Source organism: Stenotrophomonas sp. AGC87 (assembly GCF_057333975.1).
This window is the reverse complement of record NZ_JBHFHW010000039.1, coordinates 1-21,000: the sequence shown is the minus strand read 5'-3', so window position 1 is coordinate 21,000 and position 21,000 is coordinate 1. Positions and strand designations below refer to the sequence as shown.

Below are 21,000 nucleotides of genomic sequence, written 5' to 3'. Positions count from 1 at the left end.
CGACGCAGATGCGTCGCCCTTTTTGCGTTTCAGCGATGCCCGAAGGAATCAGCTGGCGCGACCGCCACCGCCGCCCTGGCTGCGACCGCCGCCGGTATTGCCACCGCCACGGCGCTGGCCCTGCGGCTGGCCACCGCGCGGTGCACCGCGGCCGGCGCCATCACGCTGACCGCCGCCGGCCTTCTTCGGGCCGGCATGGGCGTGGCGCGGGGCCTCGGCGTGCGGGCGACGTGCATGCTTGCGCGGCGAACGATCGCCACCCGGCAGTTCGGCCTTGCCCGGCGCGCTGTTGCCCCAGCGGATCGGGGTCTGCGGCTCGAAGCCCGGCACGTCGCGGATGTCCATGTCCTTGTCGAGCAGGCGCACGATCTGGCGCAGCAGCTTGGCTTCGTCCTGCGCCACCAGCGAGATCGCCTGGCCGGTCGAGCCGTTACGGCCGGTACGGCCGATGCGGTGCACGTAATCCTCGGCCACCATCGGCAGGTCATAGTTGATGACCTTCGGCAGCTCGTTGATGTCGATGCCGCGCGCGGCGATGTCGGTGGCGACCAGCACAGTCACGCGGCCGGCCTTGAAGTCGCCCAGCGCACGCAGGCGCTGGCCCTGGCTCTTGTTGCCGTGGATCGCCGCGGTCTTGATGCCGGACTTGTCCAGGAACATGGCCAGCTTGTCGCAGCCGTGCTTGGTACGGCCGAACACCAGGGTCTGCTCACGGCTGTCCTGGGCCAGAAGATGCAGCAGCAGCTCGCGCTTGCGCGGGCCATCGACCGGGTGCACGCGGTGGCTGATGTTCTCGGCAACGGTGTTCTTCGGCGTGACCTGGATCTGCTCCGGGTTGCGCATGAACTCCAGGGCCAGCTGCTTGATGCTCTCTTCGAAGGTCGCCGAGAACAGCAGGGTCTGGCGGTTCTGGCGCGGCAACTTGGCGAGGATCTTCTTGATCGACGGCAGGAAGCCCATGTCGAGCATGCGGTCGGCTTCGTCCAGCACCAGGATTTCGATGCCGGAGAGGTCGACGCTGCGGCGCTCGATGTGATCGATCAGGCGGCCGGGGCAGGCGACCAGCAGATCCACGCCACGGCGCAGCACGTCGAACTGGTTGCCCATGCCGACGCCGCCGTAGATGCAGGCGCTCGGGATGCGCAGGTACTTGCTGTAGCCGCGCAGGCTGTCATGCACCTGGGTGGCCAGCTCGCGGGTCGGGGTCAGCACCAGTGCACGCGGGCGGCGCGGGCCATCAACGGCCTGCGGGTTGGTGCCCAGGTGCTGCAGCAGCGGCAGGCCGAACGCGGCGGTCTTGCCGGTACCGGTCTGTGCGCCGGCCAGCAGGTCGCGGCCTTCCAGGGCGAGCGGGATGGCCTGTTCCTGGATCGGGGTGGGGGTTTCGTAGCCCTGCTCGGCCAACGCGCGCAGCAGGAACGGGGCAAGGCCCAAGGATTCAAAAGACATCGGGTGGAAGCTCCAAAGACAAAGTAACGCCAGGCCGAATGGCCGGACGCGAGGCAGATCAATGTGATCGGCTGACTCGGAGCGTTCCCGTAAACCGCGCTGCGAGAATTGGGTGCAGTCGACGCGGTGCGCAGACTGGAATGCATGACGAATGGCGTCGGAGTGGGGGCGGGCGACGGATCGTTTGATCCATATCGCCGGCGATCCCGAAGGGAAACGGACGGCCGCTGCAGACCCGGATAGTCTAACGGATGTTTGAGACCCATACCAAATCCCCCTGTTCAGTTTGGGAGGGGTTACGGTAAGGCGATGCGGCGGTGCAGCTGGTAGGCCCGCCAACCATTTGATTACACTTGAAACCTATTTTCGCGATCCCGGATACCCACCCATGAAGCTTGGTTCTTTGAAGGAAGGCGGCCGTGACGGCACCCTGATCGTGGTCTCGCGCGATCTGCGCCAGGGCGTGCGCGCCACCGGCATCGCGGCGACCCTGCAGCAGGCGCTGGAAGACTGGACCCACCTGGCGCCGCGCCTGAACGCCCTGTACGAATCGCTGAACGACGGCGACGCCGACGGCGTGTTCGATATCGACCTGCAGGCGCTGGCCGCCCCGCTGCCGCGTTCCTATGAGTTCGTCGACGGCAGCGCCTACCTGCCGCACGTGGCCCGTGTGCGCCGCGCCCGTGGCGCCGAGGTGCCGGAAAGCTTCTACACCGATCCGCTGATGTACCAGGCCACCAGCGCCGGCTTTTACGGCCCGCGCGATGCGGTCAAGGTGGTCAGCGAGGAATACGGCATCGATCTGGAAGCCGAACTGGTGGTGATCACCGACGACGTGCCGATGGCGGTGACCCCGGAGCAGGCCGCTGGCCATATCCAGCTGATCGGCCTGGTCAACGATGTCTCGCTGCGCAACCTGATCCCGGGCGAACTGGCCAAGGGCTTCGGCTTCCTGCAGTCCAAGCCGCGCTCGGCGCTGTCGCCGGTCTTCGTCACCCCGGATGAGCTGGGCGAGGCCTGGCAGGACAGCAAGGTCCACCTGCCGCTGGTCACGCACATCAATGGCACCTGGTTCGGCGCGCCGGAAGCAGGCGTGGACATGCAGTTCAACTTCGCCCAGCTGGTCGCGCACGCGGCCAAGACCCGCCCGCTCGGCGCGGGTGCGATCGTCGGCTCGGGCACCATCGCCAACGAAGACACCAGCAAGGGCGCCTCGTGCTTCGCCGAACAGCGCACCGTGGAAACCCTGCGCGACGGCAAGCCGAGCACGCCCTTCATGTCCTTCGGCGATGTGGTGCGGATCGAGATGTTCGACGCGGCCGGCGAAAGCATCTTCGGTGCGATCGAGCAGCGCATCGAGCAGGCGGCCAAGCCCTGATTGCCGCGGCGGAGACCGTCATGGAACCGATCGAGCTCTTCAGTTACTGGCGGTCCAGCGCGGCCTACCGCGTGCGTATCGGGCTGAACCTCAAGGGCCTGCCGCACCGGATCACCCCGGTGCACCTGGTCCGCGAGGGCGGTGAGCAGCACAGCGCGGCCTATGCCGCGCTCAACCCGCAGGAACTGGTGCCGACGCTGCGCCATGGTGAGCGGGTGCTGCAGCAGTCGATGGCGATCCTGGAGTACCTCGACGAGGTCTTCCCGGCCACGCCGTTGCTGCCTGGCGATGCCGAGGGCAGGGCGCGCGTGCGTGCGCTGGCCCAATTGGTGGCCTGCGACATCCACCCGCTGAACAACCTGCGGGTGATGCAGTATCTGGAGCGCACGATGCAGGCGAGCGCCGAGGCGCGCACGCAGTGGACGCTGCACTGGATGGCGGAGGGGTTGGCGGCGATGGAAACGCTGCTGGCCGATCATGCGGCGACGGGCACGTTCTGCCATGGCGAGCAGCCTGGCTTGGCCGATGCCTGCCTGGTGCCGCAGCTGTACAACGCGCACCGCTTCGGCCTGGCGCTGGCGCCGTACCCGACCCTGCAGCGGATCGAGGCGGCGTGCCTGGCGCTGCCGGCCTTCGATGCGGCGCGGCCGGAAAACCAGATCGACGCAGGCTGACGGGTAGGCATCGACCGTTGGTCGATGCGCCGTGTCAATTGCCCCCACCACGGGGGGGGCCCTACACCGTCAGAACCCGTGCGTGATCGCCGTTGCCGAGCTGGCTGAGTAATCCGCGTACGGATCGTGCTCGTTGCCGCCCTCGGACAGCCGGAACTTCAGCGCCAGGCCATCGCGCGAATCGGCTGCGCGCAGCGCTTCCTCCTGCTCGATGATGCCGTTCTTGGCCATCCGGAACAGGCACTGGTCGAAGCTCTCCATGCCTTCTTCCAGCGAGGCTTCCATCGCGGCCTTGATCTCGTGCACCTGGCCGCGGCGCAGCAGGTCGCGGATCATCGGCGTGTTGATCAGCACCTCGGTGGCCGGCAAGCGACGCCCGTCCTTGCCTTTGACCAGGCGCTGGGAGACCACCGCGCGCAGGTTCAGCGAGAGGTTCATCAGCACGTTGCGGTGCGCGCTCTCAGGGAAGAAATTGAGGATGCGCTCGATGGTCTGGTCGGCGTTGTTGGAGTGCAGGGTGGCCAGGCACAGGTGCCCGGTTTCGGCGAAGGCGATCGCCGCTTCCATGGTTTCCGCATCCAGGATTTCGCCGATCAGGATCACATCGGGTGCTTCACGCATCGCGTTCTTCAACGCGTCGTGGAAGGTGTGCGTGTCCAGCCCGACCTCGCGCTGGTTCACGATCGACATCTTGTGCTTGTGCAGGTACTCGATCGGGTCCTCGATGGTGAGGATGTGCCCGGTCGTGGTGCTGTTGCGGTGGTCGATCATCGAGGCCAGCGAGGTGGACTTGCCCGAGCCGGTCGAGCCGACCACCAGCACCAGCCCGCGCGGGGTCATGATGACGTCCTTGAGCACCTGCGGCAGGTTGAGCTCTTCGATGCTGGGGATCTTGCTGCGGATCGCACGGATCACCATGCCGACCTCGCCGCGCTGCTTGAACACGTTGACGCGGAAGCGCCCGGCATCGGGCAGGGCAATGGCCATGTTGAGCTCGAGCTCGCGCTCGAACTGCGGGGCCTGGCCTTCATCCATCAACGAGTAGGCGATCTTCTTGACCATCCCGGGCGGCAGCCCGGTATTGCCCAGCGGATAGAGTTTCCCCTCGATCTTGATGTATACCGGTGCTCCGGTCGTCAAGAACATGTCCGACGCGTTCTTTTCGGTCATCAGCTTCAGGAAATAGCCGATATCCATGCGAAATGTTTCCCCAACAATCAGCGGCTTGCCATTGCAAGCGCACCGCAGGCTTCCGACAATGGCCGTGCACACAACTTCTGGCGACGGCACCCCCAATGAAACCTAGCTTCGCACAAATACGACGGGCCCTGTATGTGACGGTGTGCGCATTAGCGCTCTCTGGTGCCGCACAAGCGCAGGATGGTGCCCTGGAGCTGATGCAGGCCCAGCAGGCGGTCGACAAGGCCACCCAGGCCGATGCCGACCAGTACGCCCCGGACCTGATCGCCGTGGCCCGCCAAGGCCTGGAGCAGGCCCAGCGCGCCGCTGGCGACCGCCGCGAGCGCAAGAACGCGCCGATACTGGCCGTTCGCGCCACGGTCGATGCCGACCTGGCCCGCGCCCGCAGCGAAGAAGCCACCGCCACCGCCCAGCTGCAGCTGCGCCGCAATGAAGTCAGCCAGCTGCAGCGCCAGCTCGCCACCGGGGAAGACCGCTGATGATGTCCACCAAGATGCGCATGCCCTGCCTGCTGCTGGCCGCCAGCCTGAACCTGCCGCTGATGGTCCAGGCCGCCGATGACCCGGCCGTGGCCCAGCTGACCCAGCGCCTGATGGCGATCCAGGCCAACCCGGATGCGGCCCAGCTGGCCGCCTTCGAGCGCCTGCAGGCCCAGCAGGCCGTGGCCGATCTGGCCAAGGCCAAGCGCCGCGACCAGGACCAGGCCCGTTACCTGGCCGAGCGCCGGGTCGAGATCGCCGAGACCAGCGTTCGCGCCGCGCTGGCCCAGCGTGAGGTCGATCAGCTTGAACGCACCCGCAGCGAGCTGCTCATCGAAGCCAGCCGCCGCGATGCCCAGCGTGCCCGCCAGGAAGCCGAGCGCCTGCGCGTGCAGGCCCAGATCCAGGCCGAGGAAAGCGAGCGCCTGCGCCAGGCGGCCGAGCAGGAAGCCCTGGCCCGCCAGGACGCCGAGACCGCGCTGACCAGCGTGGCCGGCAAGCAGACCGCGCGACTGAGCGCGGCCCAGCAGAACGCGGCCAAGCTGGCCCGTGAGGAAGCCGAGCTGGTGGCGGGCAGCAAGCTGCCGGGCTCCAAGTTCGACAGCCGCGGCGAAGTGTTCACCTTCAACGGCGATGCTTTCGCGGCCGGCAAGGGCAGCCTGTCCGGCGGTGCCAAGGGCCAGGCCAAGGCTTTGGCCGAGTATCTGAACATCGGCAAGAAGGGCAGGGTCCGGATCGAGGCGTACGACGCCGCGGCCGGTGTCGGCCAGCAGCGCGCCGAGGCCCTGCGCGATGCGCTCGTGGCGGCGGGTGTCAGTGCCAGCCGGCTGCAGGTCAGCGGCAAGAAGGCCGCCGCGACCAAGGCGCGCTCGGCCGAGGTCATCATCGCGCCCTGATGCCTGACCGGTGCTGCGTCATGACCGCGGGGTGTGACGCAAATCCTTGTTTTTGTTTAATTTTCGTTGTTCTGCGCGTTCAGCCTGAACCCCGCTTAGGCGCGGTCGACGATATCGTTTGAAAGGGTTGAACCGGCCCCGAAGCAAGCGTAGGGTCAGTTGTCCGGGTCGCCTTCCGCGGCCCGGACGATAGGAGGGCCGGCAATGCACCAGCGCCACGAATCACAGCAGTCCGAGGTCCAGTCTCTACTGGCCGCCGCTGCGGGTTCGCAGGTCAGGGTTGCCCGGCACTCCGCCCCAAGCAGCGCCCCGTGCCGTCAGGCCGGGGCGTTCTTGTTTCTGCAGAAGCGATAGGAGGTTCATCATGTTTGAAGGTCAGCCCCAGAGCGATATCGACGCACGGCGCAAGCAGGATCCCGAATTCAAGGCGCTCTACGAACGGCACCAGAAGTTGAACAAGAAGTGCATGGATGCCGAGCTGGGTGTGCTTCCGATAGACAGCCTCACCCTGGGACAGATGAAGCGCGAAAAGCTGCTGGCCAAGCAGAAACTGGAACGGATGTACGCCTCCCCCGTGCACTGACGCCTTTACCCCTACGTCGCGGGCGGTTCCGGTCACCTCGTCGACCGGTGCCGTCCGCGCCGCTTGATGAACGCGGCAACCTGACTTTCGCCGCCAACCGTCGGATAATCACCGGTCCGGCCGCATTGCGGCGCGAATCGATGTGAACCGATGGCAATCCACTCCTCCGTACTCGAACTCATTGGCCAGACCCCGATCGTCAAGGCCCAGCGCCTGGATACCGGTGTCTGCGAGCTTTACCTGAAGCTCGAGAGTGCCAATCCCGGAGGATCGATCAAGGACCGCATCGGCTTGTCGATGATCGAAGCCGCCGAGCAGCGTGGCGACCTCAAGCCGGGCGCGACCCTGGTCGAGGGTACCGCCGGCAACACCGGCCTGGGCCTGGCGCTGGTCGCCCAGCAGAAGGGCTACAAGCTGATCCTGGTCGTGCCGGACAAGATGAGTCGCGAGAAGATCTTCAACCTCAAGGCCATGGGCGCTGAAGTGCGCCTGACCCGTTCGGACGTGGCCAAGGGCCACCCGGAGTACTACCAGGACATGGCCAAGCGCGTGGCCGAGGAAACCCCCGGCGCGTACTTCATCAACCAGTTCGGCAACCCGGACAACCCGGCCGCCCACGAATTCGGCACCGGCCCGGAAATTTTGGCGCAGATGGACGGCGACCTGGACGCGATCGTGTTCGGCTGTGGCAGCTCCGGCACCATGACCGGCCTGTCGCGCGCCTTCTCCACCCTCTCGCCGAAGACCGAGCTGGTCCTGGCCGACCCGGTCGGCTCGATCCTGGCCGAGTACATCAATGACGGCGTGCTCAACGACAAGTCGGGCAGCTGGCTGGTGGAAGGCATCGGCGAGGACTTCCTGCCCTCGATCGCCGATTTCAGCCGCGTCACCAAGGCCTACGCGATCAGCGATGCCGAGAGCTTCCATACCGCGCGCGAGCTGCTGGGCAAGGAAGGCATCCTCGGCGGCTCGTCCACCGGCACCCTGCTGGCCGCGGCGCTGAAGTACTGCAAAGAGCAGACCACCCCGAAGAAGGTGCTGGTGCTGGTCTGCGACACCGGCAACAAGTACCTCTCCAAGATGTACAACGACTACTGGATGCTGGACAACGGCTTCCTGGAGCGCCCGCAGTCCGGCGACCTGCGCGACCTGATCCTGCGCCCGTACGGCCAGCGTGACACCGTGGTGATCGGCCCGAACGACCTGCTGACCACCGCCTACCAGCGCATGAAGCTGTATGACGTGTCGCAGCTGCCGGTGATGGACGGCGACCAGCTGGTCGGCATCGTGGATGAAAGCGACGTCCTGCTGCATGTCTACGGCGACGAAGCCCGCTTCCGCGACCCGGTCGCCACCGCGATGGTCAGCAAGCTGGACCGCCTGGACGTGAAATCCCCCATCGAGGCCCTGCTGCCGGTGTTCGACCGTGGCCAGGTCGCCATCGTCATGGATGGCGCCAACTTCCTCGGCCTGATCACCCGCATCGACCTGCTGAACTACCTGCGCCGCCGGGTACAGTAAGCCGTAGTGTCGCAATGAACCCATGTTTATCCGCGTCAACGGCCGATTAAGCCACCGCTGATAGACTTCCGCTCCTTTTGCGGGGGCCCCCATGGGGGCTCCTCTTGCTGGGAAACAACATGTCCGATCACGCTTCCTCCGGGCACGGCGACCGCTCGCTCGCCCTGGCTACCCTGGCCATCCACGGCGGCCAATCGCCGGACCCGAGCACCGGCGCAGTGATGCCGCCGATCTACGCGACCTCCACCTACGCCCAGTCCAGCCCCGGCGAGCACCAGGGCTTCGAGTACTCGCGTACCCACAACCCCACCCGCTTCGCCTACGAGCGGTGCGTGGCCTCCCTGGAAGGCGGCAGCCGCGGTTACGCGTTCGCCTCGGGCATGGCCGCCAGCTCCACGGTGATGGAACTGCTGGATGCCGGCAGCCACGTGGTGGCGATGGACGACATCTACGGCGGCACCTTCCGCCTGTTCGAGCGCGTGCGTAAGCGCACCGCCGGCCTGCAGTTCAGCTTCGTCGACCTGACCGACCTGGCTGCGTTCGAAGCCTCGATCACCCCGCACACCAAGATGGTCTGGATCGAGACCCCGACCAACCCGATGCTGAAGATCGTGGACATCGCGGCCGTCGCTGCGATCGCCAAGCGCCACAAGCTGCTGGTGGTGGTGGACAACACCTTCGCCTCGCCGATGCTGCAGCGCCCGCTGGAGCAGGGCGCGGACCTGGTCCTGCACTCGGCCACCAAGTACCTCAACGGGCACTCGGACATGGTCGGCGGCATGGTCGTGGTTGGCGACAACGCCGAACTGGCCGAGCAGATGGCGTTCCTGCAGAACTCCATCGGCGCCGTGCAGGGGCCGTTCGACAGTTTCCTGGCCCTGCGCGGCCTGAAGACCCTGCCGCTGCGCATGAAGGCGCACTGCGCCAATGCGCTGGCCCTGGCCCAGTGGCTGGAAAAGCACCCGGCCGTCGAGAAGGTCATTTACCCCGGCCTGACCTCGCACCCGCAGCACGAGCTGGCAACGCGCCAGATGAATGGCTACGGCGGCATCGTCTCGATCGTCCTCAAGGGCGGTTACGAGGCGGCCAAGCGTTTCTGCGAGAAGACCGAACTGTTCACCCTGGCTGAGTCGCTGGGTGGGGTGGAAAGCCTGGTGAATCATCCCGCGGTGATGACGCATGCTTCGATCCCGGTGGAACGCCGCGAGAAGCTGGGCATCAGCGATGCGCTGGTAAGGCTGAGTGTGGGGGTTGAGGAGTTGGGGGATCTGCAGGTGGATTTGGAGCGGGCGTTGGGCTGAGAAGCTGCGTGCCGACGTTGTCCTTGAATCCCGCCGTTGCTACCGGGTAACCCGGTTCGAGAATTAGGCTATCCAGATAATGTTCAACTCAAATCAAGCATCCAGTTTGTCGCCTCTCGCTGCGATTCGCTCAATCGCTCAGTACCGAAACCTCATTTTCGAGATGATCAAGCGAGAAGTAGTGGGGCGCTACCGTGGCTCGGTGATGGGGTTGCTCTGGTCTTTCTTCACCCCGGTACTGATGCTGGTGGTCTATACGTTCGTCTTCAGCGTTGTCTTCCGCGCGCGCTGGGCAGGCGGTACGGGGTCAAAAACCGAGTTCGCGGTGGTTCTGTTTGTCGGGATGATGATCTTCGGTTTGTTCTCCGAATGCATTAACCGTGCTCCGTCGTTGGTGCTTTCCAACGCTAACTACGTGAAGAAGGTGATCTTCCCGCTGGAGATACTTCCAGTTGTTTCGCTGGGCGCCGCCCTGTTCCATTTTGCGATCAGCGTGCTGGTCTGGTTGCTGTTCTATCTGGTTCTCTTTGGGGTTCCTTCGCCCAGTGCGCTGTGGCTGCCGGTGGTTATTGCCCCTATGCTGGTCATGTGCCTGGGGCTTTCATGGTTCCTGGCCTCGCTGGGGGTCTATCTACGCGACGTGGGGCAGGTAATTGTGGTGGTCACCACGGCGTTGATGTTCACATCGCCGGTATTCTTCCCCGTCGCTGCGATGCCAGAGACCTTCCGCCCGTACCTGCATTGGAATCCACTTACTTACTTCATCGAGCAATCGAGAGAGCTTCTGATTTTTCATGGCGACATGCACTGGTTCACCTGGGCCAAGATGCTTTGCCTCTCATTGGTGATCGCTTCGCTCGGATTCGCCTGGTTCCAGAAGACTAAGAGGGGCTTCGCTGATGTCATCTGAGAACGCAATCGAGATCGAAAGCCTCAGCAAGTGCTATCAGATCTATGACAAGCCCCGCGATCGCCTGATGCAGATGCTCCTCGGGCGCACAGGGCGCAGCTACTATCGTGAATTCTGGGCGCTGCGCGACGTTTCTTTCTCCATTCCCAAGGGGAAGGTGTACGGCATTCTGGGCAAGAATGGCGCGGGTAAATCAACATTGCTGCAGATCATCTGTGGCACGCTGGCCGCATCGTCGGGCGAGGCGCGCGTCGCCGGACGGGTATCGGCCCTGCTTGAGCTGGGGTCGGGTTTCAACCCGGAGTTCACTGGCATCGAGAACATCTACATGAATGCCCAACTGCTCGGTCTCACCCGGTCCGAGATTGATGGGAAGCTTGACAAAATCATCGCCTTCGCCGACATCGGTGATCATGTAGACCAGCCGGTCAAGACCTACTCAAGTGGCATGTTCGCGCGACTGGCCTTCTCGGTCGCGATCCATGTGGATCCCGATATTTTGATTGTCGATGAGGCGTTGAGCGTTGGCGACGCCTGGTTCCAGCATAAGAGCATGGCACGCATGCGCAAGCTGATGGAGGGCGGCTGTACCGTTTTGTTCGTGAGCCATTCGATCGACGCGGTGCGTGCGCTCTGTGATCACGCCATCTGGATCGATTCCGGTCGTTTGAAAATGCAGGGCAACGTCACCGAGGTGACGAATGCTTACATGAACGATGTATTCGTGGCGCATAACAAGATTATTTTGGAAGCGAACGAGGTAGACGTGGGTGAGGCGGATGGGCGCCATGACTCGCTTGCTGATGATTCTATGGAAGGGCAGGTTGCCTGCGAGCGGGATGACGGCCACGGCACCTGTTCGGAAGAGAGCGACCACGGCGCGGTTCTGAAGGTGGAGTCCGTTACGGTGCTGGATTCCCAAGGAGTGGCCTCCAACAAGATTGAACAGGCCGATGATCTTGTTCTGGCCGTAGATATCCGCTTTTTCAAAAGCTTGAAGAACGTCAGTGTGGGCATCCTCATCAAGGACCAGTTTGGGCAGGACCTGACTGGTGAAAGCATTTTCAATACGTATCGCAAGGGCATCGATGTCGTGGCTGGACAGAAAGTGCGCGTGCATTTCTCGGCCCCGAACCAGCTCAGGGGTGGGCAGTCATATTCCATCGCCCTGCGCATCAATCAGGTCAGTAAGTGGGATCGCAGCGACAACCTGACCATTTATGCGGATGAACTGGCTGCGGTGTTCGACGTCCTCGCTGACGCCGATCGACCCATGTGGTTCAAATTCAAGATGCCCTTTCGAGTTACATGCCAATGACCGACATTGACGTCAGCGTTGTACTGAACATGCATCGGGAGGCATTGTTTCTGACTCCCACCATCCATTCGCTGGAGCAATGTGCCCAAGTAGCAAGGGCTGCTGGACTCGTCGTAGAGCTAATTGCGGTGTTCGACCGCTCCGACGATGCGACCCGTGCCTCCTTTCGTGAGCACGACTTGCGATCATTCTGCCGTGTCGAAGAGGTCGAGGTGGATGTCGGCTCCCTGGGTTTGGCAAGGAATGCCGGGATCGCGCGCGCGACGGGTGAGTATGTCTGGACGTCTGATGCCGATGACCTGGTGTCGTCGAATGCCATTGTTGTGCTGCTGGAGACGGCGAAGCGCTTTGCGGACATTAGGGTCGCGGTGTTCATGGAGTACCTGTGCGCTTTCGGAGAGCAGTACCATAACTGCCGGTATGTGGATTCCAAATATCTGACGGCGGGAGATTTCGCCCTTCAGCACCCATATGTATCGCGCATTTTCGTGCGCAGGCAAGTATTCGAACTACTCAAGTACGATGATCTTCGGGTAACCACTGGCTTTGCGTATGAAGACTGGCACTACAATAGCCAGCTTCGCGCACTTGGTTTCGAGATGGTTGTCGCACCGGATACTGTCATTTTCTACCGACAGCGTGCGGGCAGCCTGCTGCGGCAGGCGAACGCCGCCTCGGTTGGAATGATTCCGCATAGTCGCCTATTCGACGTTGATACGTTCTTGGCCGATATGCAGGAGTGCCGAAGACGCGCTGGCGACTGGGCTGGATTCCTCAGGACGCGCGCCGCAATCGCAGCTGAGAACAATACAGAGCGCTTCATGCGATCCGGGAGGATGCAGGGTTTCTTGCGGGATGCGGTTCGGCTTGAGCCTGAGATCGAGCCGCACAGGCTGGAGACGGCGGGCAGTTACAGCCCCTTGCCGTGGAACCAGCAGCATTGGGGAATGCAGTTGGAGGGCTTCTATCGCATGCTTGGCGATGAGAAGTTCACCGATATCGTTTGGGTGCCATGGCTGAATCCAGGCGGCGCTGAGAAATACATCCTGCAGGTGCTTGAGGAGGTTGCTGCACAGGAAGATGGCGCCAGATTCCTGGTGCTGTCCGGAGAGTCCGCACAGCGCCACGAATGGGTCAAGAAGCTCCCCCGGGGCGCGGCATTTATCGACGTGTTCAACGCGTTTCCCTCGCTGGACGACGCAGGTCGGGATGCGATGACGATCCGGGCCATGCTTGCTGTTGCCGAGCCCCGTGCTCGTCTCCACATCAAGCCGTCGGTGTTCGCGCACAGGATGCTGGATTCCTACTCGCCAGTCCTGTCAGCGAACTTCAGGTCGATCTACTATCGCTTCAGTGATGAAACCTATCGCTGGCGCGGTCTCGCGTTGCGAAGAGGGTGGGGCATCAGCATGATGCGTCGTCATCTTCCTGGTTTCTGGCAGGTGCTGACGGACTGCAGGGCGATCGCTGACGCGGATGGCGCCATCATGGGGCCATTGCCGACATACCACACGCTCTACGCGAAATCGCATTGTTCGCCGATGCCGACACGACCGCAACCGGGACCAACTAGGCGCCTTCTCTGGGCATCAAGGATCGCCCCGGAGAAACGTCCCGAGATCGTGGCCAAGATTGCATCCGCGCTGCAGGCGGCAGGAGTCGATGTTCATATCGATGCCTATGGCGCCGCCGCCCCTGGTGTCGATGCACGAAAGGTCTTCTCGGGATCACCCGGAAAGGTGACGTACCGGGGAGCATTCGGCTCGGCCAGTGACCTTCCGGTCGCCGAGTACGATGCTTTCCTGTATACAAGCTCCTTTGACGGGCTGCCCAACATCCTGCTCGAGATGTGCGGCGCGGGGCTGCCTGTGGTCGCGCCCGATGTCGGTGGAATCAGTGAAGTCGTGATCAATGACGTTACCGGCAAGCTTATCGACGCATCGGATGACGACCTGCTCGTTGATCGATATGTTGCAGCGATCAGCTCGCTATATCAGAACTGGGCTGATCGGGCGAAACTCGCCGAAAGTGCGAGAGGGCTGGTGGAATCACGACATGGTGCAGATGCTTTCGCGAGAAGCGTTAGTGAGCTGCTTTGCCTTGGAAATGAAGAACGCGGTAGGAACACCTGATGTCGCAACTGTTTGTCTATGCGGATGCCGAAAGCGCCGCCACGCTCGCTGCCGATGATGCAAAAGCGATTTTGATCGGAAGTGACTTTGGGTACGGGAACTTCGGTGATCTTTTGCAGCACATGGGGAGCATCAAACGCATCCAGCAGTGGTCTTCTCTTCTTGCTGTATCCGTGCTTTCGCTGGATGCCATTTCCCGCCATGTCAGCGTTGCGTCCCTACGCAGGTCGTACGGTGTTGACGCACTGATGTTCGTTTCTTCGGCGCCGTTGACGTCCGAGCAAGCCGACCTTCTCGGCCTGGCCCCCTTGGCTGCGCTGCGTAATGTGTCCTGCATCCAGCTCTACGGTGGTGGCTTCCTTAATGAGATGTGGGGGGACTTTGTCCTTGGAGTCGCCGAGTTCTTTCTGCGCAGCCTGCCAGGGACGGCCTACTACATTTCGGGGCAGCAGATTGCCAAGGGCTACGCCGACAGGGTTCTCAGGCATGTCGAGGAGTTCAGTCCGCTTCTTTTCGGCGTGCGGGACAGGGATTCGCTGGAGACCCTCCAAACGCTCGGCGTTGAAGCGGAATTCTCGTTTGATGATGCGGTCGAGCCCTTACAGGCGCTCTCCGAGATCATTGTGCCGGAACGCGGTGATAGCGGCTTGTTCGTCCATTTGAATTCGTCTGGCTATACCGGCAACGGGGAAGCCATTGAGGAGCTGATGGGGCATATGCAGCTGCTCGCTGAGAAAACTGACCACGCCGATGTGACTCTGTTTCAGGCTTTCCAGGATGCACGTGAGGAGGTCGTCGATTCGATCGAGACTGTCAAGCGATTGGAGCACGGATTTCCGTTCGTCTCTCTCAATACGGTCATGCTCGTCTCTTCCATCATGGATGGCGCGCGTGCCGATGGTCGTGTTCGGAAAGTGATTGGTCAGTACGGCTATGCATGTTCTTACCACATCACTCTCTGGCTGCAGTTGAATGGCATTCCATGCTGGCTACGTGGCAGCAACAAGTATTACGACCAGAAGCGCAGGTCGCTTGGGGTAGAGGGTGGCCTTCAGAGTTTCCTCGACACATTGCCATTGCCGGATCATAGTCAAAACCTCACTGAGCGCGCTCTGTGGACGTCGAGATTGCAGGCCTCCATTGCTGGGATCGGCGCAGTTAGCAACAACGTCGAATGGGATCCGGCCGTGCTTGGCGATCCCCGGACGTTCCAGTTCAAAGGTGAGCCCAGGCTCGAGGAGCGCTTGAATGAAACCTGGAGGTCGGTGATCGGCCTGCAGGACGAAAAGCAACGATTGGAGGCCGAACTAGACCGACAGCGAAGCGCCGGTTCGGCGGAGCTTCTGGCACGCATCGAGGAAAGGTTCGAGGCTGCCGAGCGTCGGGAAGGCGCCCTGGCCGGGCGCATTGAAGATCTGGTCTCCAAGATGGATACGATCGGCGATGAATGTGACGCTTTGACCAAGCAGTTGCAGGCAGCGGAGCTGGGATGGAGCGCGACTCGCGAAAGCAGTGAGCGGCTAGGTACATATTTGGCAAACTCCGGTGGCGGGCGCGACCCCTTGGAGCGCTATCTGCAGTTGAGTGAGTCGCGTTTGATTGCCTGTAGCGACCAGTTGACCGTGGTTGGGGCTGAGGCGCGGCGGTATCGGGAAGAGGCGGAACATAATCATGCCGTGATGCTGCTTGCGACAGAGAACGAACACAGGGCATCGAGCATGTTGTCAGAAGTCGTCCACAGCCGATCGTGGCGCTGGACGCGTCCGATCCGTGCGCTTACCCGCTTTCTGCGGACAGGCCGTTTCGATCTGAAGGGCGAAGTGGGAATGTTCGAGGCACTGCGGCGCGTGAGCCACAAACTGCCGATACCTGCCTCTTTGCGGACTGCGGCAGGGCAGCGCTTGAGAGGGATGAGGCGCCGATAGCGTGGGCCTGCTGGACAGGCATAGAACGCCCCGCTCACGCGGGGCATTCTCGTACACGGTGCCGCTGGACGTGGTCAGGGGCAGGCGTGCCCCGCACCCAACGTTGCTCGTAGCGCCCCAGAAGCACCACCTAAGCTGCATTCTAGGCTACGTCCGGCCGATGCACTTGCGCGTTCGCACCTTCGTGTAAATACAATGGGCTCCACACCCGACATCCGGAGAAGTGAGGCATGAAGCGATGCATACAGTGCCACGCCAGTCACGTCGCGCCAGACTGGCTCTGTCCGGCCTGTGGATTTTCACCTCTGCGCATTGATGGTTTACCTGCATTTGCACCAGAGTCGGCGATAGCCACCAGTGGTTTAAGGCCGGAGGCCTTTGCGGAGCTCGCTGGTTTGGAGACAGGAAATTTCTGGTTCCAGGCCCGCAATCAGCTGCTTGTCTGGGCGCTCCAGCGTCATTTTCCGAGCATGCAGAGCTTTCTCGAAATCGGCTGCGGCACCGGTTTCGTCATGGAGGGCGTAGCCAAAGCATACCCGGATGCGCGGATTGCCGGTAGTGAGATACTGAGCGCAGGCCTGCCTTTCGCTGCACAACGCATTGGACCGGCTGAGCTGCTACAGATGGACGCCCGACAGATTCCATACCAGGGGGAGTTCGACGTGATAGGTGCGTTCGATGTCTTGGAGCACATTGAGGAAGACGAGGATGTGCTACGTGAAATTCATCGTGCGGTCGTTCCGGGAGGAGGTGGAATCTTCACTGTGCCCCAACACCAATGGCTATGGAGCAGCACCGACGAGCATGCCTGCCATGTACGTCGATACCACGTGGGTGAGCTGAAAGAGAAACTGGAGCGGACTGGTTTCCGGGTGGAGCTCGAAACATCATTCGTGAGCCTGTTATTGCCGATGATGTTCGTTTCGCGCTGGCTGCGGAAGGAGGCGCCCGAGGAGGACGCAAACGCAGAGCTTCGGTTGCCCGCCGTGCTGAATCGGATGTTCATGGCTGCAATGGCCGTGGAACGCGGACTCATCAGGGGAGGCGTCCGCTTCCCTGTGGGCGGGAGCGGACTGGTGGTAGCGAAGAAGTTGGGGTAGACGAAGATGGAATGCCGATGGGCGCTGCCTGAACGATTCGTGTCCGGCCCAGGCGGTGTGCCTACATTACGAAGCATAGCCTGGGATATTACGGAGCATCGAAATGAAGCGTTCCCAAGTGAACTCCCGCAAGTTGTCGTGTTGTGCAGTTTGCCACGCATCGCGTTTGCCAGGCTGATTCAGGCCTCGGATGGCCGCCGCGTAATCATCGACGTCGGCGCCTGCCGGTACCAGTTGCTGGCGCGGAACAAGGTCTCTGATGCCACCGATGTCGGGGGCCACGACGGGTACTCCGGCGCTCGCTGCTTCCAGCAGCACGTTGGGTAGGCCGTCCCAGCTGCTGGTGTATATGTAAGCCAGGTGGTCGGGCCGCACGATGCTGGCAAAATCCTCGTAACTTCCATGCAGACTGACGTTGCTCGATGTCCTGAGTTCAGCGAGGTAGGGATCGTCTTTGGTCAGCGCAGCGCCGTGGATATCCCAATGGAACTCGGGAAGGGCCGAGACCAGCGCGACCAGCAGGTCTGGTCGCTTCTGACGTTCCAGCCTGCTGGCCCACAGCAGGCGAGGCTGGCTCCCCAAATGGTCCTTGTAAATAGCAGCCGTCGATGCCGCTGGGGCAGGAAAATGCACGACCTTGAACAGGGCAGGATCGACTCCGATCGTCGCCTGCCATTCTGCGGGTGATGCGCTGTTGTCACTGATTACGGCGTCCAGCCAGCGCCAGCAGGTGGGCAGATACTGCTGCGCCAAGCCCTCCCGCCGCCCATCCGCGCTGAACTCGTCGCAGTAGAGTGAAGCGAAAATACGTGTCTTTTGCCTGATCGCCTTACCGTACCTTTCGACCACGCGCCAAGCTGTCCGCGAATTAATAATGTGGACGCGGGTCGGCGCAAGCTGGAGGAGCAGACGCGCCAGCACGATTTCGTGCTCGCCATGCGTGACACTCAGGGGTAGCAGCTCTGCACCGATGTCGATGAAAGGGGTGGCTTCGTCCAGACGATTCGCCCAAGGAGAATCACCGTCCTCGGTCGCGATCACCAATGTCCGTTGACCGAACGCTTCCACGCAGGCCTTGGCATGATGCAGGGCACCTAGGTCCGCACCGCCACGCTTGAGCCACGGCACCAGCACGATCGTGTCAAATCTTCGATTTCCGATCCGTCGCCGGATGCGCTCGTAAGCTTGCCCGGGCCCGGTCCAGTGCACAGGTGTCATGAAGGCATTTGGCTGCTGTGCGAGCACCGATTCCCTGTTTAACAGAGGATCGACCCGAAGGGCCAAGTCCTGAAGGTCTTCCACTGCCCAGTCGGGCAGCGTGCGCATGTTCTTTGACGGCGCAAGAACCCTCCTACGGTCCAGAAGCACGTCAGGCGAGGTTGGCCATCGGCCGGAGGGATGGATGCGCTGGGCGACGACCAGCAATCCGCCAATGAGCGAGCGCTGGGTTGCCTCCGGAAGTTTCGCCAGGAACAGGCGATACAGGAGGTGATAGAAGTGCTTCAGCGCGTTTCGAGGACTCATCGTGGGAGATCGAACAGAGATGTGGGTGGAATGAGTGCCTCCTGACTTGCATGGGCATTGTTCAACGAACCGGTCGCCTTCTTCCTGACGTAGTGCACCGTGCGCGCCGCCACCAGATGGGCATGGCCGAGCGCAAGCGTCTCGCAATTCCAATGCCAATCTTCGAACCCAAAGCCCGACTCTCCCGGTCTTGCCTCCGCGTACGGGGTAGCAAGGTAGACGTCTCGCGCGGCGAAACTGCAGGCATTCCAAGGATTGAGAACGAGCATGCATGCCGGATCGAAGGACGGCTGATCGCTGCCTGTCTGCCACCAGATATTGGTTTCCGCCTCGAAGGTAAGGATTAGCTGTGGGTGCAGGATGACATCCGGTGCCTGTCTGGAAGCGGCTTCAATGCAGCGTACGATGAAATCCGCGGAAAGATAATCATCACCGTCGCAGATCAGGATGCGTTGCCCCGACGCGGCGCGCACTCCCTCGTTGCGTGATAGGCCAAGATCGCCGCACTCCAGGTGCAGCAAGCGGTCGATACCTCCGGCATCCGAATGGGCGGTGATGACACGCGTCGTTTCCTGGTCGCCCCGATCCAGGGTAGCGACGATCTCCAAGGAGATCCCCGCCTGTTGTGCTGCCGCACGGCAGCGCTGCAAAGAGAGCAGGCTTTTGTGTGCCAGCAACCCCTCACGGTGGAAAGTGATGAGGGCGGTGACATCAGGGTACGGCAAGACAGTCACGATCACCTTATCCTGGGTGGGTGTTGGCGCGGTTCTGCCAACGCCATGCATCTGTACACATCTGGTCCAAGTTGAGCGTGGCTTTCCAGCCCAGCAGTTCATTTGCCAGCGCCGGGTCTGCGAAGCAACTGGCGGCATCCCCCGGTCGGCGGTCTACGATGCGGACAGATACTTGGCGGCCACTGGCGCGCTCAAAGGCGGCTACCACTTGCAGCACACTGTGTCCCTCGCCGGTCCCCAGGTTGAGCGCAATGCTGCCCTCATTGAGTGCAAGATACGCCAGTGCCCTCACATGTGCGTTCGCGAGGTCGACGACATGGATGTAGTCCCTGACCCCTGTACCGTCGGGTGTCGGGTAGTCGTTCCCGAATACCTGCAAGAACTCGCGCTGACCGCTGGCCACTTGCGCAATGTATGGCATGAGGTTGTTGGGAAGGCCGTTGGGGGATTCACCGATCAGTCCGGATGAATGCGCGCCCACCGGATTGAAGTATCGCAATGATGCGACTCGGAACCCAGGGGTTGACGCGGCGATGTCGCTGAGCATCTGCTCGCAGATGAGCTTGCTTCGACCGTAGGGGTTGGTGGTGCGCGTAGCGGCAGATTCCGGGATTGGGCAGTGTTCCGGCTCGCCGTAGACGGTGGCCGAAGAGCTGAACACAAATCTGTTCACCCCGGTGGCACGCATTGCCTGAAGGAGGGTGATAGTCCCGGAAACGTTGTTTTCGAAGTAATCAAGAGGGCGCTGCCAGGACTCGCCGACGGCCTTCAGTGCAGCGAAGTGAATCACCGCTTCTATGCTGTGCTCACTAAGAATCTGCTCGAGCAGAGCCTGGTCACGGACATCCCCCTCAATGAAGACGGGGGACCTTCCAGCGATTGTGCTGATACTTGCAAGCACGTCCGCATGGCTGTTGACGAGATTGTCCAAGATGACCACGTCATGGTGACTTGTCAGCAGTTCCACACTGGTGTGTGAACCGATGAAGCCGGCTCCGCCGGTGACCAATACTCTCATCTTGAATTACCTATCAGGGATGCTGAACTTGTTGAATCGGCGGGAAGCCGGGTTTGGCTTTCAGGCAGCTAACGGATCAGGGTTAGTGCATGCAGACGACAACTTCGTCCTTCTCCCGATGCAGGGACGCTGGATCGGGATACTTTGGAGAGGATGCACAGAGTTCACTGAACTCAGGTGCGATACGTACCTTCTGGTCACGTCCTGTCGCCTCGTCAAAGAGTGGATCCACCGCCCACGACGTGGCAAGTGCCGAGACGTTCAGGTCGCCCTGGGTGATCGTCTGTGCTACGTCATGCGCCCACGTCGGACCGACGATTGCCAGCTTCGATGCGACTTCAGGAAACCGGACGGCAGCCAGTTGGCTGATATCACGGGCTTGCATCTGGTCCCAGCGATTGAGGCGCTGCTGGTTGAACAGGATTGACTGGCTGTGCGCTGCGAAGATGCACCCGCTTGCAACGAGCAGCATCCCTGGCCAGGAAAACCGGAGCGATGCGGTTGGAATCAGCACGGCAATGGCTGCGGCCAAGGCGAAGGGCACGGCGATCAACGTGCGCGGCATGGGCCACCATACTCCGGACGCTGTTACCGGAATGAGCGCGGCTGCTGTGGTGGCGAAGAAGGTGAGCAGCGCCAGCCACGTATAGCGCTTCTGACCAAACCGATTGGAGATCAACAGGACGAGAAACGCGACCATTGCGAGGGCCTTGGCTGGCCAGGATGCGACGGTCTCGGACTTCGCCCACAGTGTTGGCAGGAGGCCTGCCAGCTCGTGGCCACGTTGGATCAGCATGTCCGATGCAACCAGCGCTGTGCGCTGGTTGGAGGAGATGCCGAAGGCGGCCAGCATTAGCT

At 62.0% G+C, this 21,000-nt stretch carries 18 protein-coding genes; 12 read left to right on the top strand and 6 right to left on the bottom strand.

Annotated features, from left to right (window positions below):
• Nucleotides 1-48: 48 nt before the first annotated feature.
• Entirely contained in the window at nucleotides 49-1,449 is a 1,401-nt protein-coding gene (locus ACE026_RS15905) for a DEAD/DEAH box helicase (RefSeq protein ID WP_259261745.1), read from the bottom strand.
• A gap of 388 nt (nucleotides 1,450-1,837) precedes the next feature.
• On the opposite strand from ACE026_RS15905, the gene ACE026_RS15900 reads away from it, so the two are divergent.
• On the top strand, nucleotides 1,838-2,827 hold the full coding sequence (locus ACE026_RS15900; RefSeq protein WP_486039815.1) for a fumarylacetoacetate hydrolase family protein: 990 nt from the start codon (nucleotides 1,838-1,840) through the stop codon (nucleotides 2,825-2,827).
• A 20-nt stretch (nucleotides 2,828-2,847) separates the two neighbouring features.
• Nucleotides 2,848-3,501 (top strand): maleylacetoacetate isomerase, encoded by a 654-nt coding sequence (maiA, locus tag ACE026_RS15895; RefSeq protein WP_486039814.1) that lies wholly within the window; start codon nucleotides 2,848-2,850, stop codon nucleotides 3,499-3,501.
• Between the two features lie 69 nt (nucleotides 3,502-3,570).
• Here the strand turns inward: maiA and ACE026_RS15890 are convergent, their stop codons facing one another.
• The gene (locus ACE026_RS15890) at nucleotides 3,571-4,698 is read right to left on the bottom strand and encodes a PilT/PilU family type 4a pilus ATPase (RefSeq protein WP_486039813.1); all 1,128 of its coding nucleotides are present in this window, start codon (nucleotides 4,696-4,698) and stop codon (nucleotides 3,571-3,573) included.
• 98 nt (nucleotides 4,699-4,796) lie between these two features.
• Between ACE026_RS15890 and ACE026_RS15885 the strand changes: the two genes are divergently transcribed.
• The 10 genes from ACE026_RS15885 (at nucleotide 4,797) to ACE026_RS15840 (ending at nucleotide 16,866) form a co-directional block, all read left to right on the top strand.
• Entirely contained in the window at nucleotides 4,797-5,180 is a 384-nt protein-coding gene (locus ACE026_RS15885; protein WP_486039812.1) for a DUF4398 domain-containing protein, read from the top strand.
• A 14-nt stretch (nucleotides 5,181-5,194) separates the two neighbouring features.
• Nucleotides 5,195-6,076, top strand: a complete 882-nt coding sequence (locus ACE026_RS15880; RefSeq protein ID WP_486039856.1) for a hypothetical protein — start codon at nucleotides 5,195-5,197, stop codon at nucleotides 6,074-6,076.
• Nucleotides 6,077-6,440: 364 nt separating this feature from the next.
• Nucleotides 6,441-6,659 (top strand): HP1242/YdcH family protein, encoded by a 219-nt coding sequence (locus ACE026_RS15875; protein WP_019182593.1) that lies wholly within the window; start codon nucleotides 6,441-6,443, stop codon nucleotides 6,657-6,659.
• Between the two features lie 150 nt (nucleotides 6,660-6,809).
• Nucleotides 6,810-8,180 carry a pyridoxal-phosphate dependent enzyme gene (locus tag ACE026_RS15870; protein WP_102788976.1) on the top strand — a complete coding sequence of 457 codons (1,371 nt, stop codon included), beginning with the start codon at nucleotides 6,810-6,812 and terminating at the stop codon, nucleotides 8,178-8,180.
• 119 nt (nucleotides 8,181-8,299) lie between these two features.
• A complete protein-coding gene (locus ACE026_RS15865; protein WP_486039811.1) occupies nucleotides 8,300-9,481 on the top strand; it encodes a cystathionine gamma-synthase in 1,182 nt (393 codons plus the stop codon).
• Nucleotides 9,482-9,560: 79 nt separating this feature from the next.
• The gene (locus ACE026_RS15860) at nucleotides 9,561-10,391 is read left to right on the top strand and encodes an ABC transporter permease (protein ID WP_486039810.1); all 831 of its coding nucleotides are present in this window, start codon (nucleotides 9,561-9,563) and stop codon (nucleotides 10,389-10,391) included.
• A complete protein-coding gene (locus ACE026_RS15855) occupies nucleotides 10,381-11,709 on the top strand; it encodes an ABC transporter ATP-binding protein (RefSeq protein WP_486039809.1) in 1,329 nt (442 codons plus the stop codon). The genes ACE026_RS15860 and ACE026_RS15855 overlap by 11 nt, the downstream gene beginning before the upstream one ends.
• On the top strand, nucleotides 11,706-13,841 hold the full coding sequence (locus ACE026_RS15850) for a glycosyltransferase (protein ID WP_486039807.1): 2,136 nt from the start codon (nucleotides 11,706-11,708) through the stop codon (nucleotides 13,839-13,841). The genes ACE026_RS15855 and ACE026_RS15850 overlap by 4 nt, the downstream gene beginning before the upstream one ends.
• Nucleotides 13,841-15,766, top strand: coding sequence for a hypothetical protein (locus ACE026_RS15845; RefSeq protein ID WP_486039805.1), 1,926 nt, complete (start codon nucleotides 13,841-13,843; stop codon nucleotides 15,764-15,766). Before ACE026_RS15850 ends, ACE026_RS15845 begins: the two co-directional genes overlap by 1 nt.
• A gap of 230 nt (nucleotides 15,767-15,996) precedes the next feature.
• A complete protein-coding gene (locus tag ACE026_RS15840; protein ID WP_486039804.1) occupies nucleotides 15,997-16,866 on the top strand; it encodes a class I SAM-dependent methyltransferase in 870 nt (289 codons plus the stop codon).
• 66 nt (nucleotides 16,867-16,932) lie between these two features.
• On the opposite strand, the gene ACE026_RS15835 is transcribed toward ACE026_RS15840, so the two are convergent.
• The 4 genes from ACE026_RS15835 to ACE026_RS15820 all read right to left on the bottom strand — a co-directional run.
• Nucleotides 16,933-18,390 (bottom strand): glycosyltransferase family 4 protein, encoded by a 1,458-nt coding sequence (locus ACE026_RS15835; RefSeq protein WP_486039803.1) that lies wholly within the window; start codon nucleotides 18,388-18,390, stop codon nucleotides 16,933-16,935.
• On the bottom strand, nucleotides 18,387-19,124 hold the full coding sequence (locus tag ACE026_RS15830; protein WP_486038373.1) for a glycosyltransferase: 738 nt from the start codon (nucleotides 19,122-19,124) through the stop codon (nucleotides 18,387-18,389). Before ACE026_RS15830 ends, ACE026_RS15835 begins: the two co-directional genes overlap by 4 nt.
• 7 nt (nucleotides 19,125-19,131) lie before the next feature.
• Complete coding sequence (galE, locus tag ACE026_RS15825; protein WP_486038374.1) at nucleotides 19,132-20,142, bottom strand: UDP-glucose 4-epimerase GalE; 1,011 nt, start codon at nucleotides 20,140-20,142, stop codon at nucleotides 19,132-19,134.
• Between the two features lie 82 nt (nucleotides 20,143-20,224).
• The coding region (locus tag ACE026_RS15820) for a hypothetical protein (protein ID WP_486039802.1) at nucleotides 20,225-21,000 on the bottom strand (776 nt) is incomplete at its 5' end.

Excerpts from the sequence above, each read along its gene's own strand:
- ACE026_RS15865 (WP_486039811.1), top strand. The coding sequence starts at position 8,300 with ATGTCCGATCACGCTTCCTCCGGGCACGGCGACCGCTCGCTCGCCCTG.
- ACE026_RS15870 (WP_102788976.1), top strand. The coding sequence starts at position 6,810 with ATGGCAATCCACTCCTCCGTACTCGAACTCATTGGCCAGACCCCGATC.
- ACE026_RS15875 (WP_019182593.1), top strand. The coding sequence starts at position 6,441 with ATGTTTGAAGGTCAGCCCCAGAGCGATATCGACGCACGGCGCAAGCAG.
- ACE026_RS15835 (WP_486039803.1), bottom strand. The coding sequence starts at position 18,390 with ATGAGTCCTCGAAACGCGCTGAAGCACTTCTATCACCTCCTGTATCGC.
- galE (WP_486038374.1), bottom strand. The coding sequence starts at position 20,142 with ATGAGAGTATTGGTCACCGGCGGAGCCGGCTTCATCGGTTCACACACC.
- ACE026_RS15850 (WP_486039807.1), top strand. The coding sequence starts at position 11,706 with ATGACCGACATTGACGTCAGCGTTGTACTGAACATGCATCGGGAGGCA.
- maiA (WP_486039814.1), top strand. The coding sequence starts at position 2,848 with ATGGAACCGATCGAGCTCTTCAGTTACTGGCGGTCCAGCGCGGCCTAC.
- ACE026_RS15885 (WP_486039812.1), top strand. The coding sequence starts at position 4,797 with ATGAAACCTAGCTTCGCACAAATACGACGGGCCCTGTATGTGACGGTG.
- ACE026_RS15855 (WP_486039809.1), top strand. The coding sequence starts at position 10,381 with ATGTCATCTGAGAACGCAATCGAGATCGAAAGCCTCAGCAAGTGCTAT.
- ACE026_RS15845 (WP_486039805.1), top strand. The coding sequence starts at position 13,841 with ATGTCGCAACTGTTTGTCTATGCGGATGCCGAAAGCGCCGCCACGCTC.
- ACE026_RS15900 (WP_486039815.1), top strand. The coding sequence starts at position 1,838 with ATGAAGCTTGGTTCTTTGAAGGAAGGCGGCCGTGACGGCACCCTGATC.
- ACE026_RS15880 (WP_486039856.1), top strand. The coding sequence starts at position 5,195 with ATGCGCATGCCCTGCCTGCTGCTGGCCGCCAGCCTGAACCTGCCGCTG.
- ACE026_RS15860 (WP_486039810.1), top strand. The coding sequence starts at position 9,561 with ATGTTCAACTCAAATCAAGCATCCAGTTTGTCGCCTCTCGCTGCGATT.
- ACE026_RS15840 (WP_486039804.1), top strand. The coding sequence starts at position 15,997 with ATGAAGCGATGCATACAGTGCCACGCCAGTCACGTCGCGCCAGACTGG.
- ACE026_RS15890 (WP_486039813.1), bottom strand. The coding sequence starts at position 4,698 with ATGGATATCGGCTATTTCCTGAAGCTGATGACCGAAAAGAACGCGTCG.
- ACE026_RS15905 (WP_259261745.1), bottom strand. The coding sequence starts at position 1,449 with ATGTCTTTTGAATCCTTGGGCCTTGCCCCGTTCCTGCTGCGCGCGTTG.